Origin of the sequence: Gordonia sp. UCD-TK1 (assembly GCF_001691435.1) — a bacterium.
Classification (GTDB): Bacteria; Actinomycetota; Actinomycetes; order Mycobacteriales; family Mycobacteriaceae; genus Gordonia; species Gordonia hongkongensis.
The window spans coordinates 54,017-74,381 of record NZ_LZMP01000001.1 but is presented as its reverse complement, the minus strand read 5'-3'; the positions used below and the strand labels follow the sequence as shown (position 1 = coordinate 74,381).

General features: G+C 68.5%; 21 protein-coding genes. 14 read left to right on the top strand and 7 right to left on the bottom strand.

Translation table 11 applies throughout. The features are described 5' to 3' along the window. The first annotated feature begins 22 nt into the window (after positions 1-22). The 3 genes from A9310_RS00335 (at position 23) to A9310_RS00325 (ending at position 4,976) form a co-directional block, all read left to right on the top strand. On the top strand, positions 23-655 hold the full coding sequence (locus A9310_RS00335; RefSeq protein WP_058250173.1) for a TIGR03085 family metal-binding protein: 633 nt from the start codon (positions 23-25) through the stop codon (positions 653-655). Positions 656-734: 79 nt separating this feature from the next. Further along, entirely contained in the window at positions 735-3,716 is a 2,982-nt protein-coding gene (locus tag A9310_RS00330) for a DNA translocase FtsK (protein WP_254661138.1), read from the top strand. Between the two features lie 219 nt (positions 3,717-3,935). Next, entirely contained in the window at positions 3,936-4,976 is a 1,041-nt protein-coding gene (locus tag A9310_RS00325; RefSeq protein ID WP_065628928.1) for a TerC family protein, read from the top strand. 40 nt (positions 4,977-5,016) lie between these two features. Here the strand turns inward: A9310_RS00325 and A9310_RS00320 are convergent, their stop codons facing one another. Together A9310_RS00320 and A9310_RS00315 are read right to left on the bottom strand one after the other, a co-directional pair. Beyond that, entirely contained in the window at positions 5,017-5,301 is a 285-nt protein-coding gene (locus tag A9310_RS00320; RefSeq protein WP_065628927.1) for a YciI family protein, read from the bottom strand. Positions 5,302-5,303: 2 nt separating this feature from the next. Then, a complete protein-coding gene (locus A9310_RS00315) occupies positions 5,304-5,819 on the bottom strand; it encodes an amino-acid N-acetyltransferase (RefSeq protein ID WP_058250177.1) in 516 nt (171 codons plus the stop codon). A gap of 131 nt (positions 5,820-5,950) precedes the next feature. On the opposite strand from A9310_RS00315, the gene pgsA reads away from it, so the two are divergent. The 7 genes from pgsA (at position 5,951) to A9310_RS00280 (ending at position 11,341) form a co-directional block, all read left to right on the top strand. Continuing rightward, positions 5,951-6,652: a CDP-diacylglycerol--glycerol-3-phosphate 3-phosphatidyltransferase gene (gene pgsA / locus A9310_RS00310; protein ID WP_065628926.1), complete on the top strand. Its 702-nt coding sequence runs from the start codon at positions 5,951-5,953 to the stop codon at positions 6,650-6,652. 174 nt (positions 6,653-6,826) lie between these two features. Continuing rightward, positions 6,827-7,198 carry a helix-turn-helix domain-containing protein gene (locus tag A9310_RS00305; RefSeq protein ID WP_058250179.1) on the top strand — a complete coding sequence of 124 codons (372 nt, stop codon included), beginning with the start codon at positions 6,827-6,829 and terminating at the stop codon, positions 7,196-7,198. 95 nt (positions 7,199-7,293) lie between these two features. Then, on the top strand, positions 7,294-8,109 hold the full coding sequence (pspA, locus tag A9310_RS00300; RefSeq protein WP_058250180.1) for a phage shock protein PspA: 816 nt from the start codon (positions 7,294-7,296) through the stop codon (positions 8,107-8,109). A gap of 29 nt (positions 8,110-8,138) precedes the next feature. Further along, positions 8,139-9,341 (top strand): glycosyltransferase, encoded by a 1,203-nt coding sequence (locus A9310_RS00295; protein WP_065629072.1) that lies wholly within the window; start codon positions 8,139-8,141, stop codon positions 9,339-9,341. Next, on the top strand, positions 9,332-9,526 hold the full coding sequence (locus tag A9310_RS00290; protein WP_058250181.1) for a DUF3046 domain-containing protein: 195 nt from the start codon (positions 9,332-9,334) through the stop codon (positions 9,524-9,526). The genes A9310_RS00295 and A9310_RS00290 overlap by 10 nt, the downstream gene beginning before the upstream one ends. Positions 9,527-9,723: 197 nt before the next feature. After that, positions 9,724-10,767: a recombinase RecA gene (recA, locus tag A9310_RS00285; RefSeq protein WP_006866461.1), complete on the top strand. Its 1,044-nt coding sequence runs from the start codon at positions 9,724-9,726 to the stop codon at positions 10,765-10,767. Positions 10,768-10,792: 25 nt separating this feature from the next. Further along, on the top strand, positions 10,793-11,341 hold the full coding sequence (locus A9310_RS00280) for a regulatory protein RecX (RefSeq protein WP_065628925.1): 549 nt from the start codon (positions 10,793-10,795) through the stop codon (positions 11,339-11,341). 27 nt (positions 11,342-11,368) lie between these two features. Here A9310_RS00280 and A9310_RS00275 read toward each other — a convergent pair whose 3' ends face one another. From A9310_RS00275 to A9310_RS00260, 4 genes are read right to left on the bottom strand one after another with little or no spacing between them, the layout of a single operon-like run. Continuing rightward, positions 11,369-12,259 carry an amino acid ABC transporter permease gene (locus A9310_RS00275; RefSeq protein WP_065628924.1) on the bottom strand — a complete coding sequence of 297 codons (891 nt, stop codon included), beginning with the start codon at positions 12,257-12,259 and terminating at the stop codon, positions 11,369-11,371. Further along, positions 12,256-12,933 carry an amino acid ABC transporter permease gene (locus tag A9310_RS00270; protein WP_058250184.1) on the bottom strand — a complete coding sequence of 226 codons (678 nt, stop codon included), beginning with the start codon at positions 12,931-12,933 and terminating at the stop codon, positions 12,256-12,258. Before A9310_RS00270 ends, A9310_RS00275 begins: the two co-directional genes overlap by 4 nt. A gap of 15 nt (positions 12,934-12,948) precedes the next feature. Beyond that, on the bottom strand, positions 12,949-13,956 hold the full coding sequence (locus tag A9310_RS00265; protein WP_065628923.1) for a glutamate ABC transporter substrate-binding protein: 1,008 nt from the start codon (positions 13,954-13,956) through the stop codon (positions 12,949-12,951). A 1-nt stretch (position 13,957) separates the two neighbouring features. Continuing rightward, positions 13,958-14,686, bottom strand: coding sequence for an amino acid ABC transporter ATP-binding protein (locus A9310_RS00260; protein WP_175401044.1), 729 nt, complete (start codon positions 14,684-14,686; stop codon positions 13,958-13,960). 134 nt (positions 14,687-14,820) lie between these two features. Here A9310_RS00260 and miaB point away from each other — a divergent pair, with 134 nt between their 5' ends. Both miaB and A9310_RS00250 read left to right on the top strand, forming a co-directional pair. After that, positions 14,821-16,353, top strand: a complete 1,533-nt coding sequence (gene miaB / locus A9310_RS00255) for a tRNA (N6-isopentenyl adenosine(37)-C2)-methylthiotransferase MiaB (protein WP_065629071.1) — start codon at positions 14,821-14,823, stop codon at positions 16,351-16,353. 27 nt (positions 16,354-16,380) lie between these two features. Then, entirely contained in the window at positions 16,381-17,010 is a 630-nt protein-coding gene (locus A9310_RS00250; RefSeq protein ID WP_139104500.1) for a hypothetical protein, read from the top strand. Between the two features lie 21 nt (positions 17,011-17,031). Here the strand turns inward: A9310_RS00250 and A9310_RS00245 are convergent, their stop codons facing one another. Further along, a complete protein-coding gene (locus A9310_RS00245; protein ID WP_175401037.1) occupies positions 17,032-18,399 on the bottom strand; it encodes a DUF349 domain-containing protein in 1,368 nt (455 codons plus the stop codon). Between the two features lie 262 nt (positions 18,400-18,661). Between A9310_RS00245 and A9310_RS00240 the strand changes: the two genes are divergently transcribed. After that, entirely contained in the window at positions 18,662-19,444 is a 783-nt protein-coding gene (locus A9310_RS00240; RefSeq protein WP_065628919.1) for a hypothetical protein, read from the top strand. After that, entirely contained in the window at positions 19,441-20,361 is a 921-nt protein-coding gene (gene miaA / locus A9310_RS00235; protein ID WP_065628918.1) for a tRNA (adenosine(37)-N6)-dimethylallyltransferase MiaA, read from the top strand. Before A9310_RS00240 ends, miaA begins: the two co-directional genes overlap by 4 nt. Positions 20,362-20,365: the final 4 nt, after the last annotated feature.

The window sequence follows — 20,365 nt, the reverse complement described above, 5'->3', positions numbered from 1 at the left end:
GCGTTGTCGCTACCGTGGTCGTGTGACCGGAGCGCAGAAGGAAAGAGCAGCCCTCGTCGAGACCCTTCGAAAGGTGGGCCCCGACGCGCCCACCTTGTGTGAGGGCTGGACCACCCGCGATCTGTTGGCGCATCTCGTGGTCCGGGAACGACGCCCGGACACCGGGCCGGGCATCCTCATCCCGGCTTTCGCCGGCCACACCGAGAAGGTGCGGGCCCAGGCGACGTCGAAGGACTGGGATGCCCAACTGGCGTTGCTCGCCTCGGGGCCGCCGGTCTACTCGCCGTTCAAGCTGGTCGACCGATTCGCCAACCTGGCCGAGATGTTCGTCCACCACGAAGACGTCCTGCGTGGCGGCGCCGACCCCGACGGGCCGTGGACGCCCCGGTCGCTGGCCCCCGAACTCGAGGCGGAGTTGCGCACGCCGGCCAAGTCGATGGGCCGGATGACGCTCAAGAAGGTCCCGGCCCGCGTGACCCTGCGCACCCCGGACGGCGAGGATCTGGTGACGGCGGGATCGGGTGACGACGTCATCGTGACCGGTCGTGTCGGTGAGCTGGTGCTGTTCGCGTTCGGCCGTACACCGGTCGACGTCACATTCGCCGGTGACGCCGCCGCGATCACGGGCGTCCGCGAGAGTTCGCGCGGCCTCTGAGCGATCACAACTTCGACACGCATTCGTTGTCTGTGTTGCCCGTGTGACTGATGTGACCGCTGCCCACTAGTCTGTCGGTATGGCTTCGAAAGCAAGCACGGGTACACGCGCGTCCTCCGCGCGCGGCGCTGCTGGTTCCACGCGCGGTGGATCCGCTCGCGGTGGTTCGGGGCGGGCGAGTTCGGCTCGAGGGAGTTCGACCGCCGCTCGCCGCTCGACGGGTGACGGTTCGAAGAGCGGCGGTTCGAAGAGCGGTGGTTCGCGTCGTCAGACGGGCGCCGGTGCCTCGACGAGGTCGAAGGCCGGGGCATCGCGGAAGAGTTCCCGGTCCGCTGCACCAGCGGAGTCGGTGGACCTGCATCGTCGTTCCGTCGCCGCGGCAGGGGCGTCCGCGGTGGGCAAGGGCATCGGTGCCGGATGGTCGTTGTTCGCGCGGGGCGTCGGCAGCGCCGCCCGGGCGGGCTCGGGCGTCGGCCGCGGACCGCGCACCGAAGTCGTCGGAGAGTTCGACGACATCGACGACACCGACCCGGACTTCGAGGAGTTCGACGACGGGTCCGACGGCAACGGTCGACCCCGGCCCGGCGGTCACAGCCATCGGCGGGACGGGACAGCACTCGGTCTCCTCGCCTTCGGTCTGCTCGTCGGCGCCAGTGTGTGGTTCGGTGCGGCGGGTCCGGTGGGCGCCTTCATCGAGGCCCTCATCCGCGCGGTCATCGGGTCGGCGGCCGTGCTCGTGCCGGTCGGTCTCCTCGCGCTGGCAGTGGTCCTGATGCGACGGCCGGCCGCCCCGGAGCGACGCGGCCGCTACCTGTCGGGTGGGTTCCTGGTGATCCTTCCGCTGCTCGGTCTGATGCACCTCGTCGCCGGCGCGCCGGTCGACCTCCCCGGACGGTCCGGCGCGGCCGGGTTCGTCGGCTTCGCGGTGGGCACACCGTTGACCGCGGGCGTCACCGCGTGGGTCTCGGTGCCGATCCTGTTGTTGTGCATGGCATTCGGCGTACTCATCCTCAGCGGCCGAACCGTCCGCGAGGTCGTGGACGCCGCCGCCGGTTACCTCGGGCTGGGTGTCGGACGAGGCGACGACGCGCCCTGGGACGACGACGAGTGGGATGCCGACGCCGAGAACTACGACGATCCGGATTTCGACGACCCCGATACCGAGACCGACAGCGCCGAGTCGGATCCCTGGGACTCCGGTGCGCTCGAGTCGCGGTCCCGGCGTCGGCCGTACTCGTCGAACCCGTACGACAACTACCCGCCGGATTCGGCGCCGGCGCGGACCTCGGGACGGACGTCGCGGCGCAAGCCCGCCGACGTCGCCGACGTCGCCCCGCTCGAGGAGGCCGTCACCGAGAACTTCGCGGATGCCGACCAGCAGGTCACCGAGGTGATCGCGCCGAGCTCCCGTACCCGCGCCACCCCGGCCCGGCGGGCCACCGCGCGATCCGCGCCGCGTCCCGCACCCGAACCGGAGCCCCGGCACGAACCCGATCTCGACGATGAGATGACGGACGAGGGGATGTCGGACGACGAGGCGTTCATCCCGTCCGATCCCACCGCGGACGGGGACTATCGCCTGCCGCCCGCCGACCTTCTCCTCGAGGGCGATCCGCCGAAGATGGGCAGCAGCGCCAACGACGACATGATCGACCGGATGACCGGCGTGCTGGAGCAGTTCAAGATCGACGCCGCGGTCACCGGATACACCCGCGGGCCGACCGTCACGCGATACGAGATCGAACTCGGCCCGGGCGTGAAGGTCGAGAAGATCACCGCGCTGCAACGCAACATCGCCTACGCCGCGGCAACGGACAACGTGCGCCTGCTCGCGCCGATCCCCGGCAAGTCCGCGGTCGGTATCGAGGTCCCCAATTCCGACCGTGAGATGGTTCGCCTGGCCGACGTGCTGAATTCGCCGTCGACCCGGAAGGACAAGCATCCGTTGGTGATCGGGCTCGGCAAGGACATCGAGGGAGATTTCGTCAGCGCCAACCTGGCGAAGATGCCGCACCTGCTGGTCGCGGGGTCGACCGGCTCGGGCAAGTCGAGCTTCGTCAACTCGATGCTCGTGTCGCTGCTCAGCCGTGCGACACCGGAGCAGGTGCGGATGATCCTGATCGACCCGAAGATGGTCGAGCTCACCCCGTACGAGGGGATCCCGCACCTCATCACGCCGATCATCACGCAACCGAAGAAGGCCGCCGCCGCACTCGCCTGGCTCGTCGAGGAGATGGAGCAGCGCTATCAGGACATGAAGGCGTCGCGGGTGCGCCACATCGACGACTTCAACTCGAAGGTCCGGTCGGGAGACATCACCGCCCCGCTGGGCAGCGAACGCGTCTACAAGCCGTATCCGTACATCTTGGCCATCGTCGACGAGCTCGCCGACCTGATGATGACCGCGCCCCGCGACGTCGAGGACGCGATCGTGCGGATCACCCAGAAGGCGCGCGCCGCCGGCATCCATCTGGTGCTCGCGACGCAGCGTCCGTCGGTCGATGTCGTCACCGGTCTGATCAAGACCAACGTGCCGTCGCGGCTGGCGTTCGCGACGTCGTCGCTGACCGACTCACGCGTCATCCTGGATCAGCCGGGTGCCGAGAAGCTGATCGGCATGGGCGACGGCCTGTTCCTCCCGATGGGCGCCAACAAGCCGATCCGCATGCAGGGTGCCTACATCACCGACGAGGAGATCGCCGCGGTCGTCGATTTCTCCAAGGAGCAGGCCGAGCCGGAGTACACAGAGGGTGTCACCGCGGCGAAGGCGGGCGACAAGAAGGACATCGACAGCGACATCGGCAACGACCTCGACGATCTCCTGCAGGCGATCGAACTGGTCGTGTCGAGCCAGTTCGGGTCGACGTCGATGCTGCAGCGCAAGCTGCGGGTCGGGTTCGCCAAGGCCGGCCGTCTCATGGACCTGATGGAGACGCGCGGAGTGGTCGGCCCCAGCGAGGGCTCCAAGGCGCGTGAGGTGCTCGTGAAGCCCGACGATCTGGCGGGGGTGATCGCCTCGATCACCGGCGGCGGCGACGAAACGGACAGTTCCGGCACCTGACTCGGGTCGCTGACCTGCGGTTTCTGCAGATTTCCTGCAGTTTGTATAAGGTAGCCGGAGATCCATGAGGGGAGTATCCCCAAAGCGGCGTCTCCGTCAATACGGTCACGATTCGCAACGATGCCGATCATCGTCGCGGCCCTGACCCGGAGCGTCGGCCCCCGTTCGGTGGGAGAGACCTCTGGCTCGTCAGCTCATGCTGCCTGCTGGAGGTTACAAGTGGATGTTTCGCTGTCCGTATGGCTGATCACCTGTGCGGTGATCCTCGCCCTGTTCGCGTTCGACTTCTTCACCCACGTGCGCGTGCCCCACGCGCCGTCGCTCAAAGAGTCGGGCATCTGGTCGGCGATCTACATCGGATTCGCCGTCATCTTCGGTCTGTTCGTCTGGTGGAACTGGGGTTCGACCTTCGGCGGTGAGTACTTCGCCGGTTACGTCACCGAGAAGGCGCTGTCGGTGGACAACCTGTTCGTCTTCGTCATCATCATGGCGAAGTTCGCGGTGCCCAAGGAGTACCAGCAGAAGGTCCTGCTGCTCGGCATCCTGATGGCCCTCATCATGCGCGGCATCTTCATCGCCGTCGGTGCGGCCGCGATCAACGCCTACAGCTGGGTCTTCTACTTGTTCGGCGCGTTCCTGATCTTCACCGCCGTCAAGCTGCTCCGCGAGAGCGACGACCCGGTCGAGCACGAGGAGGAGCGCGAGACGCGCCTCGAGCGCTTCGTCAAGCGCTACCTGCGCACGCACGACTCCTACGACCGCGACAAGCTGTTCACCCGCGTCAACGGCAAGCGCCTCGCGACCCCGATGCTGATGGTTCTCATCGTCATCGGCTTCACCGACGTACTGTTCGCGCTCGACTCGATCCCGGCCATCTACGGCCTCACGTCCGAGCCCTACCTGGTCTTCACCGCCAACGCGTTCGCCCTGATGGGTCTGCGTCAGCTGTTCTTCCTCATCGGCGGACTGCTCGACCGCCTGGTGTACCTGTCCATCGGCCTGTCGATCATCTTGGCCTTCATCGGCGTCAAGCTGGTCCTCCACGCCCTGCACGAGAACACCCTGGCGTTCATCAACGGTGGCGAGCACGTCGCCGTCCCCGAGATCTCCACCGGACTGTCGCTGTCGGTGATCCTCGGTGTCCTGGTGATCACCACGGTGGCCAGCCTGATCAAGAGTCGCGGGATGGCGAAGTCGCCGGAGGTCGAATCCGCCGGCGACACGACCGACGCCCCGGCGCCGAAGTCCGAGGATTCCTGACCCGTCCACGTCCACCCGTCGCCGACGGGTGGACGTGGCATCAGCCAGGGAACGGCCCGAACACCTGCGTCCACTCGTCGATGCGGATGGCGTCGACGGCCTGATGCGCCTGGAACGGGTCGTCGGCGAGGAATGCCTCGGCCGCCTCGAGGTCGGCTGCGCGAATGACGATGAGCGCGCCCGACCCGTCGGGATAGGGGCCGGCGATCAGCACGTTGCCCGCCGAATGTTCTTCCGCGAGCCACTCCCGGTGCAATGGCCGGTGCTGATCCCGCAGGGCGGCCTTGGCGGGGCGGTAGGTGTACTGCACGGCGAAGAACGGCATGGTCACTCCTGCTCGATGGTTGCCAGCATCCGGGTGTTGCCCAGGGTGTTGGGTTTGACGTAACTGAGGTCGAGAAACTCTGCGACGCCGGTGTCATAGGACCGGCACATCTCCTCGAACACCTCGCGCGTGACCGGGGTGCCCTGGATCTCGGCGAAACCGTGCCGCGCGAAGAAGGCCGTCTCGAACGTGAGCACGAAGACGCGCGAGAGCTGCAGTTCGCGGGCGACCGCCATGAGCCGGTCGACGAGGAGGTGGCCGATGCCGCGCCCGGCGTGGGCGTTGTCGACGGCGACCGTGCGGACCTCGCCGAGATCGGCCCAGAGCACATGCAGCGCACCACAACCGACGACCAGGCCGTCGACGTCGGCGACCCAGAACTCCTGGACGGACTCGTAGAGCGTGACGAGGTTCTTCTCGAGGAGGATTTTCCCGGCGTACTGGTCGATCAGTTCTTTGATCCGCGGGACGTCGGAGGTGCGCGCACGACGGATGACGACGTGATCGGCGGGGGACATGGGAATTCAGCTTAGTCTCTGCGATGGGGCGACCTGTGCACGTCGTTCGCCGGGACTGCCGATACCCTGATGGGCGTGTACTTGAGGACTGCCCTGAACTGCGGCACGACGCCGCGGTCAGGAGCGAGCTCATGACCGACCGGATCCGGCGCGCCGTCGAAGAGAACGGCATCGCCAATGTGGGCCGCGGGCCCGACCACATCACCGACCCGGTGGACCCGGTGCCGGTGGTCAACATCGCCAATGCGCTCACGGTGTTCCGGATCGTCCTGGTGCCGGTGTTCCTGGTCGCGCTGTTCATGGAGTCGGGCGAGTCGACGCTGTGGCGCACGATCGCCACGATCGTCTTCGGGGTCGCGGCGCTGACCGACCGGTACGACGGGATGATCGCCCGGCAGCGCGGCCTGATCACCGACTTCGGGAAGCTGGCCGACCCCATCGCGGACAAGGCCCTCATCGGCGGTGCCCTCGTCGGGCTGTCGATCCTCGGCATCCTGCCGTGGTGGGTCACCGTGGTGATCGTCGCCCGCGAGGTGTGGGTGACGGCGCTGCGTTTCTGGGTGTTGCGGCACAAGGTCATCCCGGCCAGCCGCGGCGGCAAGCTCAAGACGCTGCTGCAGGCGCTCGCCATCGGTCTGTACCTCCTCCCGCTCGGCGGACCGTGGCAGCTCGCCGCCGACATCCTGATGGGACTGGCGGTGGTGGTGACGATCTACACGGGTCTGGACTACACCTGGCAGGCGGTCAAGGTCCGGTCCGATCGCGATGAGACCGCACCCCGGCCGGTGGCACCGCGCGGACGTGCTGTGGGAGGAACCGGCGGCGGTCACTGACTTCGACTATCGTCGATCAGACGGTGCTGCCCCGACCGTGGGTGCCGACGCCGCCGGTGCCGCGGGGAACCCGTCGGGACCGCGAAGCGTTGGGTAGGGCAGCAGGCGCGCCGCCGGTTCGGTGGGCGCCGAGCAGTTCAGTTGGGCCGAGACGTTCAGTAGGGAGGAGACTCGATGGCGATGCTCTTACGCGAGGCGCTCGGCGACAGCCTGCGTCGGGTCCGGACGCAGCAGGGCCGGACCCTGCGCGAGGTGTCCACCGGTGCGCGGGTGAGTCTGGGCTACCTCTCGGAAGTCGAACGCGGTCAGAAGGAGGCGTCGAGCGAACTGCTCGCCGCGATCTGCGACGCGCTCGACGTCGAGATCGCCGACCTGCTCCTCGAAGTCGGCAGCGCAATGCGTCCGGCCGGTGCCGAACCCGTCGTGGTCGGCGCCGAGCCGATGGGCGACGGCGTGGAGGCCACCGAGGCCGGACTGACCGCGACCAAGGTCGTGATCCCGGCTCCCGCCGGCCGCCGGGAGGCCACGGCTCTCGCGGCTGCCTGACCCGCACCGTCTGAACGACACCGACTCAACACCGGACTCGCAGACGCTAGATTGGTCACCAGAGTTCTCAGACCCCTGAATGGAGTACGACGAGCATGGCGAACCCGTTCGTGAAGTTGTGGCGCTACCTCACAGCACTCGGCAACGCGAAGATCGACGAGCACGCTGACCCGAAGGTCCAGATCCAGCAGGCGATCGAGGACGCCCAGCGCCAGCACCAGGCGCTCTCGCAGCAGGCGGCCTCGGTGATCGGCAACCAGCGTCAGCTCGAGATGAAGCTGAACCGGCAACTCGAGGACGTCGAGCGGCTGCAGGCGAACACCCGCCAGGCGCTGACGCTGGCCGATCAGGCCGCCGCGGCCGGTGACACCCAGAAGGCGACCGAATACACCAACGCTGCCGAGGCGTTCGCGGCCCAGCTGGTGACCGCCGAGCAGAGCGTGGAGGACCTCAAGTCCTTGCACGACCAGTCGCTCCAGGCGGCCGATCAGGCCAAGAAGGCCGTCGAGCGCAACGCGATGATCCTGCAGCAGAAGCTGTCCGAGCGTTCGAAGCTGCTCAGTCAACTCGAGCAGGCGAAGATGCAGGAGCAGGTCTCGGCGTCGCTCAACCAGATGAGCGAGCTGTCGGTGCCCGGCAACACGCCGAGCCTCGACCAGGTCCGCGACAAGATCGAACGACGCTACGCGAACGCGCTCGGTTCGGCGGAGCTGGCCAAGAACTCCGTGCAGGGCCGCATGCAGGAGGTCGAGCAGGCCGGCGTGCAGATGGCCGGACATTCTCGTCTCGAACAGATCCGCGCGAGCATGCGCGGTGACGCGCTGCCCGCCGCCGGGACGACCGCACCGGGTCTGCAGAAGCCGGCGACCCAGTCCGCGCCGCCGACCACCGAGCCGCCCCAGCAGAACTGACAGATCGCGCACGCGTGCACGACGAACCCGTGCGCGTCGCGATCGTCGCGGGCTCCGACGCCGGGCATGCCTTCCCGGCATTCGCGCTGGCCGAGCGGTTCCGCTCCGCCGGTGACACACCGGTCGTGTTCACCTCTCTCGCATGGTCGGRGGCCGCGCGTCGCCGGGGGATCGACATCGCCGATCTCCCGGGGCTTCGCGCCGAGGACTCCGACGACGATTCCGACGCCGGAGYCAAGCTGAGTGCCCGCGCCGCGCGCATGGCCCAGCAGCTCGTCGGGCCGCTGCGTGCGGCCGGGACCCAACTCGTCATCTCCGACGTCATCACGGTGGGCGGCGGCTGGGCGGCTCAACTGTGTGGGCTGCCCTGGATCGAGCTGTCGCCGCATCCGCTGTACCGGCCGTCCCGGGGACTACCGCCGATCGGGTCCGGGCTCGAACCGGGTCGCGGCGTCGGGGGTCGGCTGCGCGACACGCTGATGCGCGCCGCCACCGCGTCGTCGATCCGCCAGGGCGTGCGGCAGCGGGACGCTGCGCGGCGGACGATCGGGCTGGGTGACGTCGACGCGGAACCGGCGGCGCGACTCATCGCCACCCTTCCCGGCCTCGAGGTCCCGCGCCCCGACTGGCCGACCGACGCGCATCTCGTCGGACCTCTGGGGTGGGAGCCCACCGACGATCACTTCACCGTGCCTACCGGCGATCACCCCCTCGCCGTCGTCGCCCCGTCGACCGCGCAGACCGGCGCCGCCGACATGCTCGGCGCGGCTCTCGAAGCCCTGTCGCCGGACACACTGGGCCGGACCGTGCGGGTGGTGGTCTCGGGGCTCCGCGACCCCGACGGGGCTGATCTCGCCCGCTTCCGCGGGGAACTGATCACGGCGGGGCCGGGCCGGCAGGACGAGGTGCTCGCGCACGCCGACCTGCTGATCTGTGGCTCGGGGCACGGGATCCTCGCCAAGGCGATGCTCGCGTCGGTGCCGGTCGTCGCGGTGCCCGGCGGGGGTGACCAGTGGGAGCTCGCCGCCCGGATCCGACGAGCCGGCGCGGGGCAGGTGGTGCGTCCGGTCACCGCGGACGCCGTTGCCGACGCCGTGCGGGCCGTCCTGGACAATCCGGCACATGCACGCGCGGCGGGTGCGATCGGGGAGTCGGTGGCCGACGTCGTCGACCCGGTGGCGGTCGCGCGTCGCGTCCTGGCGTCGTCACCTAGGCTGGACCCGTGCGTCTGACCGAGTTCACCGAGTTGATGACCACCGAATTCGGTGTGCCCTCGGCGGATTCGATCCTGTCCGATCACATCCTGATCGAGGTCGGCGGTCGCACGGGTGCCCAGGCGATCGACGACGGGGTCGACCCGCGCGATGTCTGGATCGCGATCTGTCGCGACTTCGACGTACCGCGCCATCGCTGGTGACACGCCACCGCGTGTCACACTTGCCATCGAACAGGTGTTCGTTCATCCTGGTGCCCAGAGGTGAAATCAGACGGAACCACACGGGCCGAGTCTGCGTCTGAAGAGTTGTCGGACCCACCGGCTACTTTCATCACATGAACGCCCGGACCGCACAGACCGCCCGCCGGAAATCCGGCTCACAACCGAGGAGAACTCCCATGGCACCTGCGCCCCAAGACCGCGAGAAGGCTCTCGACCTCGCCCTCGCGCAGATCGACAAGAACTTCGGCAAGGGTTCGGTGATGCGGCTCGGCGAGGAGACCCGTCAGCCGATCGAGATCATCCCCACCGGGTCCATCGCGCTCGACGTCGCCCTCGGTATCGGCGGACTGCCCCGCGGCCGCGTCGTGGAGATCTACGGTCCGGAGTCCTCGGGTAAGACGACCGTCGCCCTGCACGCCGTCGCCAACGCCCAGGCGCAGGGCGGCATCGCCGCGTTCATCGACGCCGAGCACGCACTCGATCCCGACTACGCCGCCAAACTCGGCGTCGACACCGACGCGCTGCTGGTGTCCCAGCCCGACACCGGTGAGCAGGCGCTCGAGATCGCGGACATGCTGATCCGATCGGGCGCGCTCGACATCCTGGTCATCGACTCGGTGGCCGCGCTGGTCCCCAAGGCCGAGATCGAGGGCGAGATGGGCGACAGCCACGTCGGTCTGCAGGCCCGCCTGATGAGCCAGGCCCTGCGGAAGATGACCTCCGCGCTGAACCAGTCGAAGACCACCGCGATCTTCATCAACCAGCTGCGCGAGAAGATCGGCGTCATGTTCGGATCGCCCGAGACCACCACGGGCGGAAAGGCGCTGAAGTTCTACTCGTCGGTGCGCCTCGACGTCCGCCGGATCGAGACCCTCAAGGACGGGACCGACGCGGTCGGTAACCGCACACGCGTCAAGGTCGTCAAGAACAAGGTCGCACCGCCGTTCAAGCAGGCCGAGTTCGACATCCTCTACGGCCAGGGCATCAGCAAGGAGGGCTCGCTGATCGACATGGGTGTCGCGGAGGGCTTCATCCGCAAGTCCGGTTCGTGGTTCACCTACGAGGGCGATCAACTCGGCCAGGGCAAGGAGAACGCGCGCAAGTTCCTGCTCGAGAACGTCGACATCCGCGACGAGATCGAGAAGAAGATCAAAGAGAAGCTGGGCATCGGCGCCACCGTCGACGCCGACGACATCGCCCCCGCCCCAGTCGAATTCTGACATCGAAGGCGAGTTCAGGTAGACCGTGAGCGAGGCAACGGACCCCGGGCAGACGCGCACACGGCGGGACAACGATCCCGACCGTAAGGGACCCAGTGCATGGGACTCGGCGCTCCGACTGCTCGGGGTTCGTGCGCGTTCACGCCAGGAGATGCGAGAGCGATTGACGCGCAAGGGTTTCGAACCCGACGCGGTCGACGACGTGATGGCGCGCCTGGAGCAACACAACCTCCTCGACGACGAGGAGTTCGCCTCCGAGTGGGTACGCTCCCGCCACCTCAACTCCGGTAAGGGACGCGTCGCGTTACGACACGAGCTCCGCACCAAGGGCATCGACGAGTCGATCATCGCCGAGGCCCTCGCCGTCATCGACCCCGACGACGAACGTGAGATCGCGTCGGGTCTGGTCGTGCGCAAACTCACGCCCTCGGTCGTCGACCGGATAGCCGAGGATCGCGCCGAACGTGACAAGGCGATGCGACGTCTCGTCGGAATGCTGGTGCGGCGCGGCTATTCCCAGTCCCTGGCGTTCGACGTCGTGGGGGAGGCGCTCAGCGAGCTGCGTAGCGGCTGAGCGCCCCGCACGACGATCGTGCGGGTGTCACCTGCCGGTCGGTAGGTTCTCCGACGCGGCGAGTTCGGTCTCTTCCGGATCCGCGGGCGGTGCGGACGACCGGCGCCCCTGCCGGAGTCGGCGTTCGAGGGTGGTGGCGAAGGTCGAGAGCCCGAAGTTGATCAGGATCATGATGATGGCCACGACGATCAGCGCCGGGATGTAGTTGCCGTAGCGCGACGCCGAGAGCAGGCCGCTGCGGACCACCTCGGAGTAACCGATGATGTAGCCCAGCGCACTGTCCTTCAGTGCCACGACCATCTGCGAGATCAACGCGGGCATCATCGCCGTGATCGCCTGTGGCAGAAGGATGATGCGCATCATCTGGCTCTTGCGCAGACCCAGTGCCATCGACGCCTCGGTCTGTCCCTTGGGCAGTGAGTTGATACCGGATCGCAGGATCTCGGCCATGACCGACCCGTTGTACAGGGTGAGTCCGGTGACCACCGCCGCGAACGCCAGGAAGGACGACGGGAAGATCCCGTAGATCGCGAACAGGAACCAGGTGAACACCATCAGGATCAGCACCGGGATGGCGCGGAACACCTCGACGAACAGGCCCGCGATGGTGCGTACCCACAGGTGATCGGAGAGTCGGCCGATACCGAGGACCGCACCGAGCAACAGCGACAGCACGATCGAGACCGCCGCGGCCGCGAGGGTCCGCCACAGGCCCGGCAGGATGTAGCCGGTCCACGTGCTCCACGTGACGAACGGCGACCACTTCTCGGCGGTGAACTGTTCGTTGGCGGCGAGGACGGCGATCACGTAGATCGCGATCGCGGCCAGGACCGCGATGAACGCGATCGCCAGCAAGCGGTTCCGGGTGCGGGCGCGTGGTCCCGGGGCGTCGTAGAGGACGGTCGAGTCAGCGCTCATCGTTTCACCGCCAGTCGCTTGGCGAGGTAGCCGAAGACGGCACCCTCGCTGAGTGTGATGATCATGAATCCCGCCGCGATGACGCCGAAGATGACGAACAGCTGGTCGGAGTAGGTCTCGATCTCGGTCTTCATCAGAGCCGCCGCCTCGGCGACGCCGATCACCGAGGCGACCGTCGTGTTCTTGGTGAGCGCGATCAGGACGCTGCCCAGCGGACCGATCACCGACCGGATCGCCTGCGGCAGCACGATGACCCCGAAGACCTGCGTGAACGAGAGGCCGAGGGAGCGAGCGGCTTCGGCCTGCCCGAGCGGGACCGTGTTGAAGCCGGAGCGCAGCGTCTCACAGACGAACGTCGAGGTGTACAGCACGAAGGCGAGGACGGCGAGCCAGAAGTTGTTCGACTCGATCGTCGGCGCGAAGGTCAGGCCCAGGTTCTGGTACAGGCCGATCGCACAGAACAGCACCACGAGTGTCAGCGGCGTGTTGCGGACGATGTTCACGTAGACCTCGGCGAAGCCGCGCATCACCGGCACCGGGGAGACCCGCATGGCCGCGAGGATCGTGCCCCACACCAGCGAGCCGATCGCCGAGTAGAAGGTCAGCTGGATGGTCACCCAGAAGGCGGGCCACAGCTCTGGACCCATGCTCTCCCACAGAGAGACGTCATTCATCGGTAGCTCCGTCGCTCACTGCAGCCCGGGCGGGCACGGTGTGGAGGGCGAGTCGAGGAAGTCGAGGTCGCCGGGATCGGGCAGGTAGGGGAACTTCGAGTCCGGACGGTCGGCGCGGGCGATGATCTCGTCCACGTAGGGATTGCCGAGCGCCTCGCGCAGCGCGGCGTTCCAGGCCGACTCGCCGTCGACGGAAGGCGCGAGCATCGCGTCGAGTGCCGTGTTGACGGCGTTCTGCGACGCCGTGTCGTCCAGAGCCAGCCCCACGCCGTAGCGCTCGGTGGAGAACGGACTGCCCGCGGTCTTCAGGGCATCCTTCACGCAGGCGTCCTTGAGGTAGGTCATCTCGACGAGCTTGAACTCGCCCTCCCAGAAGTTGGAGTAGCCGGCGAGGATCGCCTCGTCGGTGGTCACCGCGTCGACCTTGTCGCGACGCAGCGCCTCGACGCAGGCCGAGTAGGAGTCGTACTCCTGCAACTGGACCGCGGGCAGCTGTGCCTTGACGTTCTGCGCCGGTGTCGAGCCGGTCACCGAGCAGAGCTTCTTGCCCTTGTCGAGGTCGGCGAGTTCGTCGATCGTGTTGTCGTCGGCACGCACCATCAGACCCTGGTACGTGACGAGATAGGGACCGCCGAAGGACACCTTCTTCGAGCGCGCCGCGTTGATCGAGTACGTGGCCGCGATCAGGTCGACCTCACCGTTGTCGATCATCGCCTCGCGGCGCGCCGAGGGGGTCTCGCGCCAGGTGACCTCGGGATGGGGGACACCGAGGTCGTCGGCGATGTGGTTGACGACATAGCGCGACACCGAGGCGTCGAAACCCTCGACATTGCCGTCGGGTTCGTACAGACCGAGACCCGGCTGGTCGAACTTGACGCCCAGCACGACCGATCCCTCGCGGATGGAGTCGAGCAGATTGCGCGGTTCGGTGCTGCCGCAGGCGGACAACACGGTGGCGAGCAGGGCGCCGACCGCGAGGACCAGGCCCGCGGTCCGCATCGGGCGGGTGGTTCGCTGTGTCATGTCAGTGCCCCAGGACCTTGCCGAGGAAGTCCCGGGCGCGATCGGTCGACGGGTTGCTGAAGAACGTCTCCGGATCGGAGTCCTCGATGATCGCCCCGTCGGCCATGAAGATGATGCGGTCGGCGGCCTTGCGCGCGAAGCCCATCTCGTGGGTGACGACCACCATCGTCATGCCCTCTTTCGCGAGGGACACCATCACGTCGAGCACCTCGTTGACCATCTCCGGGTCGAGGGCCGAGGTCGGTTCGTCGAACAACATGATCTTCGGGTTCATCGCCAGCGACCGGGCGATGGCCACGCGCTGCTGCTGGCCGCCGGAGAGCTGGGCGGGGTACTTGTCCTTCTGGCTGGCGATGCCGACGCGCTCGAGCAGTTCGAGGGCGCGCTTGCCGGCCTCGTCCTTGCTCTTCTTGCGCACCTTGATCGGCGCGAGCGTGACATTCTCGAGGATCGTCTTGTGCGAGAACAGGTTGAAGGACTGGAAGACCATTCCGACGTCGGCGCGGAGCCGGGCGAGGTCCTTGCCCTCGGCGGGCAGCACCTGCCCCTCGACCAGGATCTCGCCGCCGTCGATCGGCTCGAGGCGATTGATCGTGCGGCAGAGGGTGGACTTGCCCGAGCCCGACGGTCCGAGGACCACCACGACCTGACCGGCGGGGACCTCGAGATCGATGTCCTTGAGGACGTGCAACGACCCGAAGTGTTTCTGCACCCCGCGCATCGCGATCATCGGCTGGGACCCTGGGTCCGCGGACTTACTCGGCGAAACGGTCATTGGGGCACCCTATCGGCCGACGTGGAACACGGTGTCCTGTGGGAGTCGATTTGCGTGCGCCCCGTACCCTCGTAGGGGTGAGTATCGAGTTGTCGGATCGGCCTGAGCAGGCAGCACCCGCCGCGCGCAGTTATCAGGTCCGTACCTACGGCTGCCAGATGAACGTCCACGATTCCGAGCGCATCGCCGGTCTGCTCGAGGACGCCGGGTACGTGCGCGCGGGTGATGACGACCCCGCCGATCTCGTCGTCTTCAACACTTGCGCGATCCGGGAGAACGCCGACAACAAGCTGTACGGCAACCTGTCGCACCTCGCCCCGGTCAAGTCCGATCGGCCCGGCATGCAGATCGCCGTCGGCGGCTGCCTCGCGCAGAAGGACAAGGACACGGTGCTGTCCCGAGCACCGTGGGTCGACGTCGTCTTCGGCACACACAACATAGGGTCGCTGCCCGCGTTGCTCGATCGTGCCCGCCACAACGACGCCGCCCAGGTGGAGATCCTCGACGCGCTCGAGCGGTTCCCGTCGACCCTGCCGGCCAAGCGCGACTCCGCCTACTCGGGCTGGGTGTCGGTGTCGGTGGGGTGCAACAACACCTGCACGTTCTGCATCGTGCCGTCGCTGCGCGGCAAGGAGGTCGACCGCCGGCCGGGCGAGGTGCTCGCCGAGGTACAGGCCCTCGTCGACCAGGGTGTCGTCGAGGTGACTCTGCTGGGCCAGAACGTGAACGCCTACGGGATGTCCTTCGCCGATCCCGATCAGCCCCGCAACCGGGGCGCCTTCGCCGAACTGCTGCGCGCCTGCGGTGACATCGAGGGGCTCGAACGCGTCCGGTTCACCTCACCGCACCCCGCCGAGTTCACCGACGACGTGATCGAGGCGATGGCCCAGACGCCGAATGTGTGTCCGCAACTGCACATGCCGCTGCAGTCGGGGTCCGATCGCATCCTGCGCGCGATGCGCCGCAGCTACCGGCAGACCAAGTTCCTGGGCATCCTCGACAAGGTCCGCGAGGCCATGCCGCATGCGGCGATCACCACCGACATCATCGTCGGCTTCCCCGGCGAGACCGAGGAGGACTTCCAGGCCACCCTGGACGTCGTCGAGCGCGCCCGCTTCTCGAGCGCGTTCACCTTCCAGTATTCGCCCCGCCCCGGCACGCCCGCCGCGACGATGGCCGATCAGGTGCCGCCCGAGGTCGTGGCCGATCGCTACCGGCGTCTCATCGCGCTGCAGGAGCGGATCTGCCTGGCCGAGAACGAGGCGCTGGTCGGGACCGAGGTGGAGTTGCTCGTGGTCGCCGACGAGGGGCGCAAGTCGGCGAAGACCAAGCGCATGACCGGCCGCGCCCGGGACGGCCGCCTGGTGCACTTCGCGCCCGGAACGGCGTCGGGGATCCGCCCGGGTGACGTCGTGCACACGCAGCTCACCGCAGCTGCACCACACCATCTGATCGCCGATTCCGGCGTTCTCGCGCACCGTCGCACCCGCGCCGGCGACGCGCACGAACAGAGCCGTACCCCCACCACCGCGCCCGTCGGCGTCGGGCTCGGGCTGCCGGGGTTCGGTGCCCCCGCCGCCGTCCCGGCCGACGCCGGCTGCGGCAGTGGCTGCGGCAGCTGACCACCATCACGAAGTGAGGCGATGACCATGTCCGAGAATTCGGCGTCCGACAACGAGGCGTCCGGCAGCTCTGCGTCCGAGAAGGCCGCCCTCGAGCAGTACGAGAACGACCTGCGCAAGGCGGAACGGCGGGTGGCCGGCGAGATCGACCCGGGTGCGCGCGCGGTCGTCGTCGCCGTGGCCGTCGTCCTTGCCATGGTGTCGATGGTGTTGCCGCACACGGGATCCGTCACCGGGCTCGAGGTCCTCACCTTCACGCCCGAGGCGGCCGCCGAGCGCGTCACGATCGTGTCGAGGATCTTCGTCTACCTGGTGACGATCTTCGGCATCGTCGTCTCCATGCTCGCGCTGCTCACCCGCCGGTGGTTCCTGGCGTGGATCGCGCTGTGCGGGTGCGCCATCGCGTGCGTCGCCGGGATGCTGGCGTGGTGGTCGCGGAACACGCCGGGCGTCGGTGGCGTCGAGCCGCCGTCGGGCGTTGGCATCGGCCTCGTGCTGGGCTGGATCGCGGTCTTCGTGCTCACGTTCCACTGGTCCCGCGTCGTGTGGGCGCGGAGCTCCTATCAGCTCGCGCTCGAGGACGAGCGGCGCCGGCAGGCCGCCGAGCAGGAGGCCTACGCCGCAGCGCTGTACCGCAAGAACCCGCACGAGGACTGATCCGGCCGGCCCCGACCGGACTCAGCGGTCGGTGACGGCACTCTCCGCGGCGGCGGCCCACTCGCGCCACTGCGCAGCCTGATCGCGCAACTTCGCGGCGTCGCGGTCCTTTCCGCGTTCGGCCGCCTTGCGTGCCTGGTCCTCGAGTTGCGCTGCGCGACCGGCGAATTGCGCCGCCCGCGCCAGTGCCTCGGGATCGGTCCGTTGCCACTGAGCGTCCTCGGCGTCGCGGATGCGCTTCTCCAGGGCCCGCGCGCGGGCCTCCAGGCTGTGCATCTGATCGCGCGGGACCTTGCCCAGCTCGTCCCACTGATCGCGGAACGACCGGAACTCGCGGCGGGCCGCGTCGAGATCGGCGGCCGGGTCGATGGCCTTCTCGGCGGCATCGAGCAGGGCGACCTTGGCGGTCGCGTTCGCGGAGAATTCCGCGTCGCGCTCCGACGACGCCGCGTTGCGGGCGCCGAAGAAGACGTCCTGTGCGGCCTTGAACCGCTGCCAGAGGGCCTCGTCGGTGTCCCGCGGGGCGCGGCCGGCCGCCTTCCACTCACCGAGCAGTTCCCGGAACTTGGCCGACGTCGGACCCCAGTCGGTGGAGCCGGACAGCTCCTCGGCGCGGGCGATGAGTGCTTCCTTGCGTTCCTTCGCACCGGCGCGCTCGCGGTCGAGTTCGGCGAAGTGCGCACCTCGCCGGCGATTGAAGGCGTCGCGCGCTTTGGCGTACCGCTTCCACAGCGCGTCGTCGGTCTTGCGGTCGACGCCCTTGATGGACTTCCACTCGTCGAGGATCTCGCGCAGCCGGTCGCCCGCGCTCTTCCAGTTGGTCGCGTCGGCGCCGATCTGCTCGGCCTCGGCGGCGAGGACCTCCTTGCGCGCGATGGCCTCCGACCGGGTCTTCTCGCGCTCGGCGCGGATGGTCTCGGCGACCTCGTCGGCGCTGCCGACGATCGCCTCGAGGCGGCGCTGCAGCGCGGCGACGTCACCGATCACATGCGCGTTGGGCAACTCGTCGAGCAGGTGCTTGGCGGCTTGCTGGGCCTTACGCGGGTCTCCCGAGCGGGCGGTGAGCCGTTCCTCGAGGATCTCGACCTCGGTGGCGAGGTCGTCGAACCGGCGTCCGAAGTGCGCAAGCCCCTCCTCGACCGTGCCGGCCTGCCACGAACCGATCTCGCGTTCGCCCTCGTCGGTCTTGAGCCACACGACACCCGACTCGTCGATACGACCGAAGCGGTGCGGATCGCCGGTGACGAGATGCGTGACGACCGGTTCGGACGCGATGCCGGGGCGGGGTCCGGGCTTGGGCCGGGGTCCCGGCTTGGGTCCCGGCTTCGGTGTGTCCGGCCCGGCGGGTGCCTGCTGGGGTTCGGAAGCCGATTCGGTCGGGTTGCTCATGTGCACGTGTCCTGCCGCTCAGTGGTGCCGCGCGTCACGGCTGCCGGTCGCTGGAGTCGGTTCTCGCCGGGCATCCTACGCCCGCGATCGCCGACAAGTACCGTTCCATTCAAGCAGTTCAGGCCCGTCGATGTGGCGTCCGTGCCGAGTTGGTGGGTCGCGGCGCGGGGTAACCGGCGCCGGGAGCGGAGCGAGCGGGCCGAATGTGACCGGCGCCGGGAGCGGAGCGAGCGGGGCGGATCCTGTCGACTAGCGTCGTGGTGTGCTTGCGGCCGTCGTCTTCGTTCCGAGTGCCCCGCTGCTCGTCCCCGAGTTGGCCGGACCGGCCGCCTTCGACACCGAGCCGGTGCGGCGGGCAGCTCTCGAGGCGGTCGCGGGCGCGCTCGGCATCGACCGCTGGGTGGCGATCGGAACCGCCGACGAGGCGATCGCGGGCCTGGTGGGCGAGCCCCTGCGCGGAACCTTCGCGCGCTTCGGCGTGGATGTCCCGGTCACGATCGACTCAGCGATCACCGATGTCGCCGCCACCGATGTCGCCGCCACCGATGTCGCGGTCACCGACCCGCTGCCCCGGATGAGTCTGTCGGCGCTGATCGCCGGGTGGATCGCCGAGCGGATGGCGCTGGGTCCGCTGAGCGTGTGCAGCGTCGGTTCCGCCACGCCGCCCGCGGAGTGCGTCGCGGTGGGTACCCGGCTGGCCGCCCGTCTCGACGAGGGCTCGGACGCCGTCGGGGTCCTGGTGGTGGGCGACGGGTCGACGGCGCTGACCGACAAGGCCCCCGGCGGGGGGCGTCGGGAATCGGCGGTGGCGCTGAACGACGCGATCGTGGCTGCGCTCGGATCGGCGGACACGGACACGCTGATGGCACTCGACCCTGCGAAGTGCGATGCCGAGGGCGTCGGCGGCCGGGTCGCGTGGCAGGTGGCGGCCGGTCTCGTCGGCGACCGGTCGGTCCGGGCGGTACCCGACTTCGCCGACGCGCCCTTCGGCGTGGGTTACGTGGTCGTGACCTGGACCGTCGACGACGGCGAGCACGCCCGATGACCGCGCCGCCCACCCCGATCGCTGTTGTCGGACCCACTGCCGGCGGCAAGTCCGATCTGGCCCTCGACCTCGCCGAACGGCTCGGCGGCGAGATCGTCAACATCGACGCGATGCAGCAGTACCGCGGCATGGACGTCGGGACGGCCAAGCTCCCGCCCGACGAACGCCGTGGCATCCCGCACCACCAGTTGGACGTGCTCGACGTGACCGAGGTGGCGACCGTCGCGCGCTATCAGCAGGCCGCGCGGGCCGACGTCGATCGGTTGCGCGCCGCGGGTCGGGTCCCGGTGATCGTCGGCGGATCGATGATGTACGTCCAGGGACTCCTCGACGACTGGCAGTTCCCGGCCACCGACCCGGAGGTCCGCCGGCGTTACGAGGACCTGCTCGACGAGCGCGGAGTGGGCGAGATGCACCGGTTGCTCGCGGAGGTCGACCCGGCCGCGGCGTCGACCATCCTGGCCACCGACGGTCGCCGCATCGTGCGGGCGCTGGAGGTGGTCGAGCTGACCGGTGCACCCTTCGCCGCGTCGCAGCCCACCATCGGCGAACCGCGCTGGGGCACGATCATCCTCGCCCTCGACCGGGACACCGATGAACTCGACGATCGGATCCGCCGTCGTACGAGAGCGATGTTCGAGCAGGGCCTCGTCGAGGAGGTGGAGGACCTCTGTTCCCGCGGCCTGCGAGAGGGACGCACCGCGTCGCAGGCGATCGGTTACAAACAGGTCCTCGCGGCCCTCGACGACGAGTACGACCTCGCGCAGGCCGAGGAGCTGACCTTCATCGGCACCCGGCGTTATGTGCGTCGGCAGCGCTCGTGGTTCCGCCGCGATCACCGGGCGCAGTGGCTCGACGCCGCCGCACCCGATCTGCTCGACCGAGCGCTGCGCATCGTCGACGCGCCTTCCCCGTAGGCTG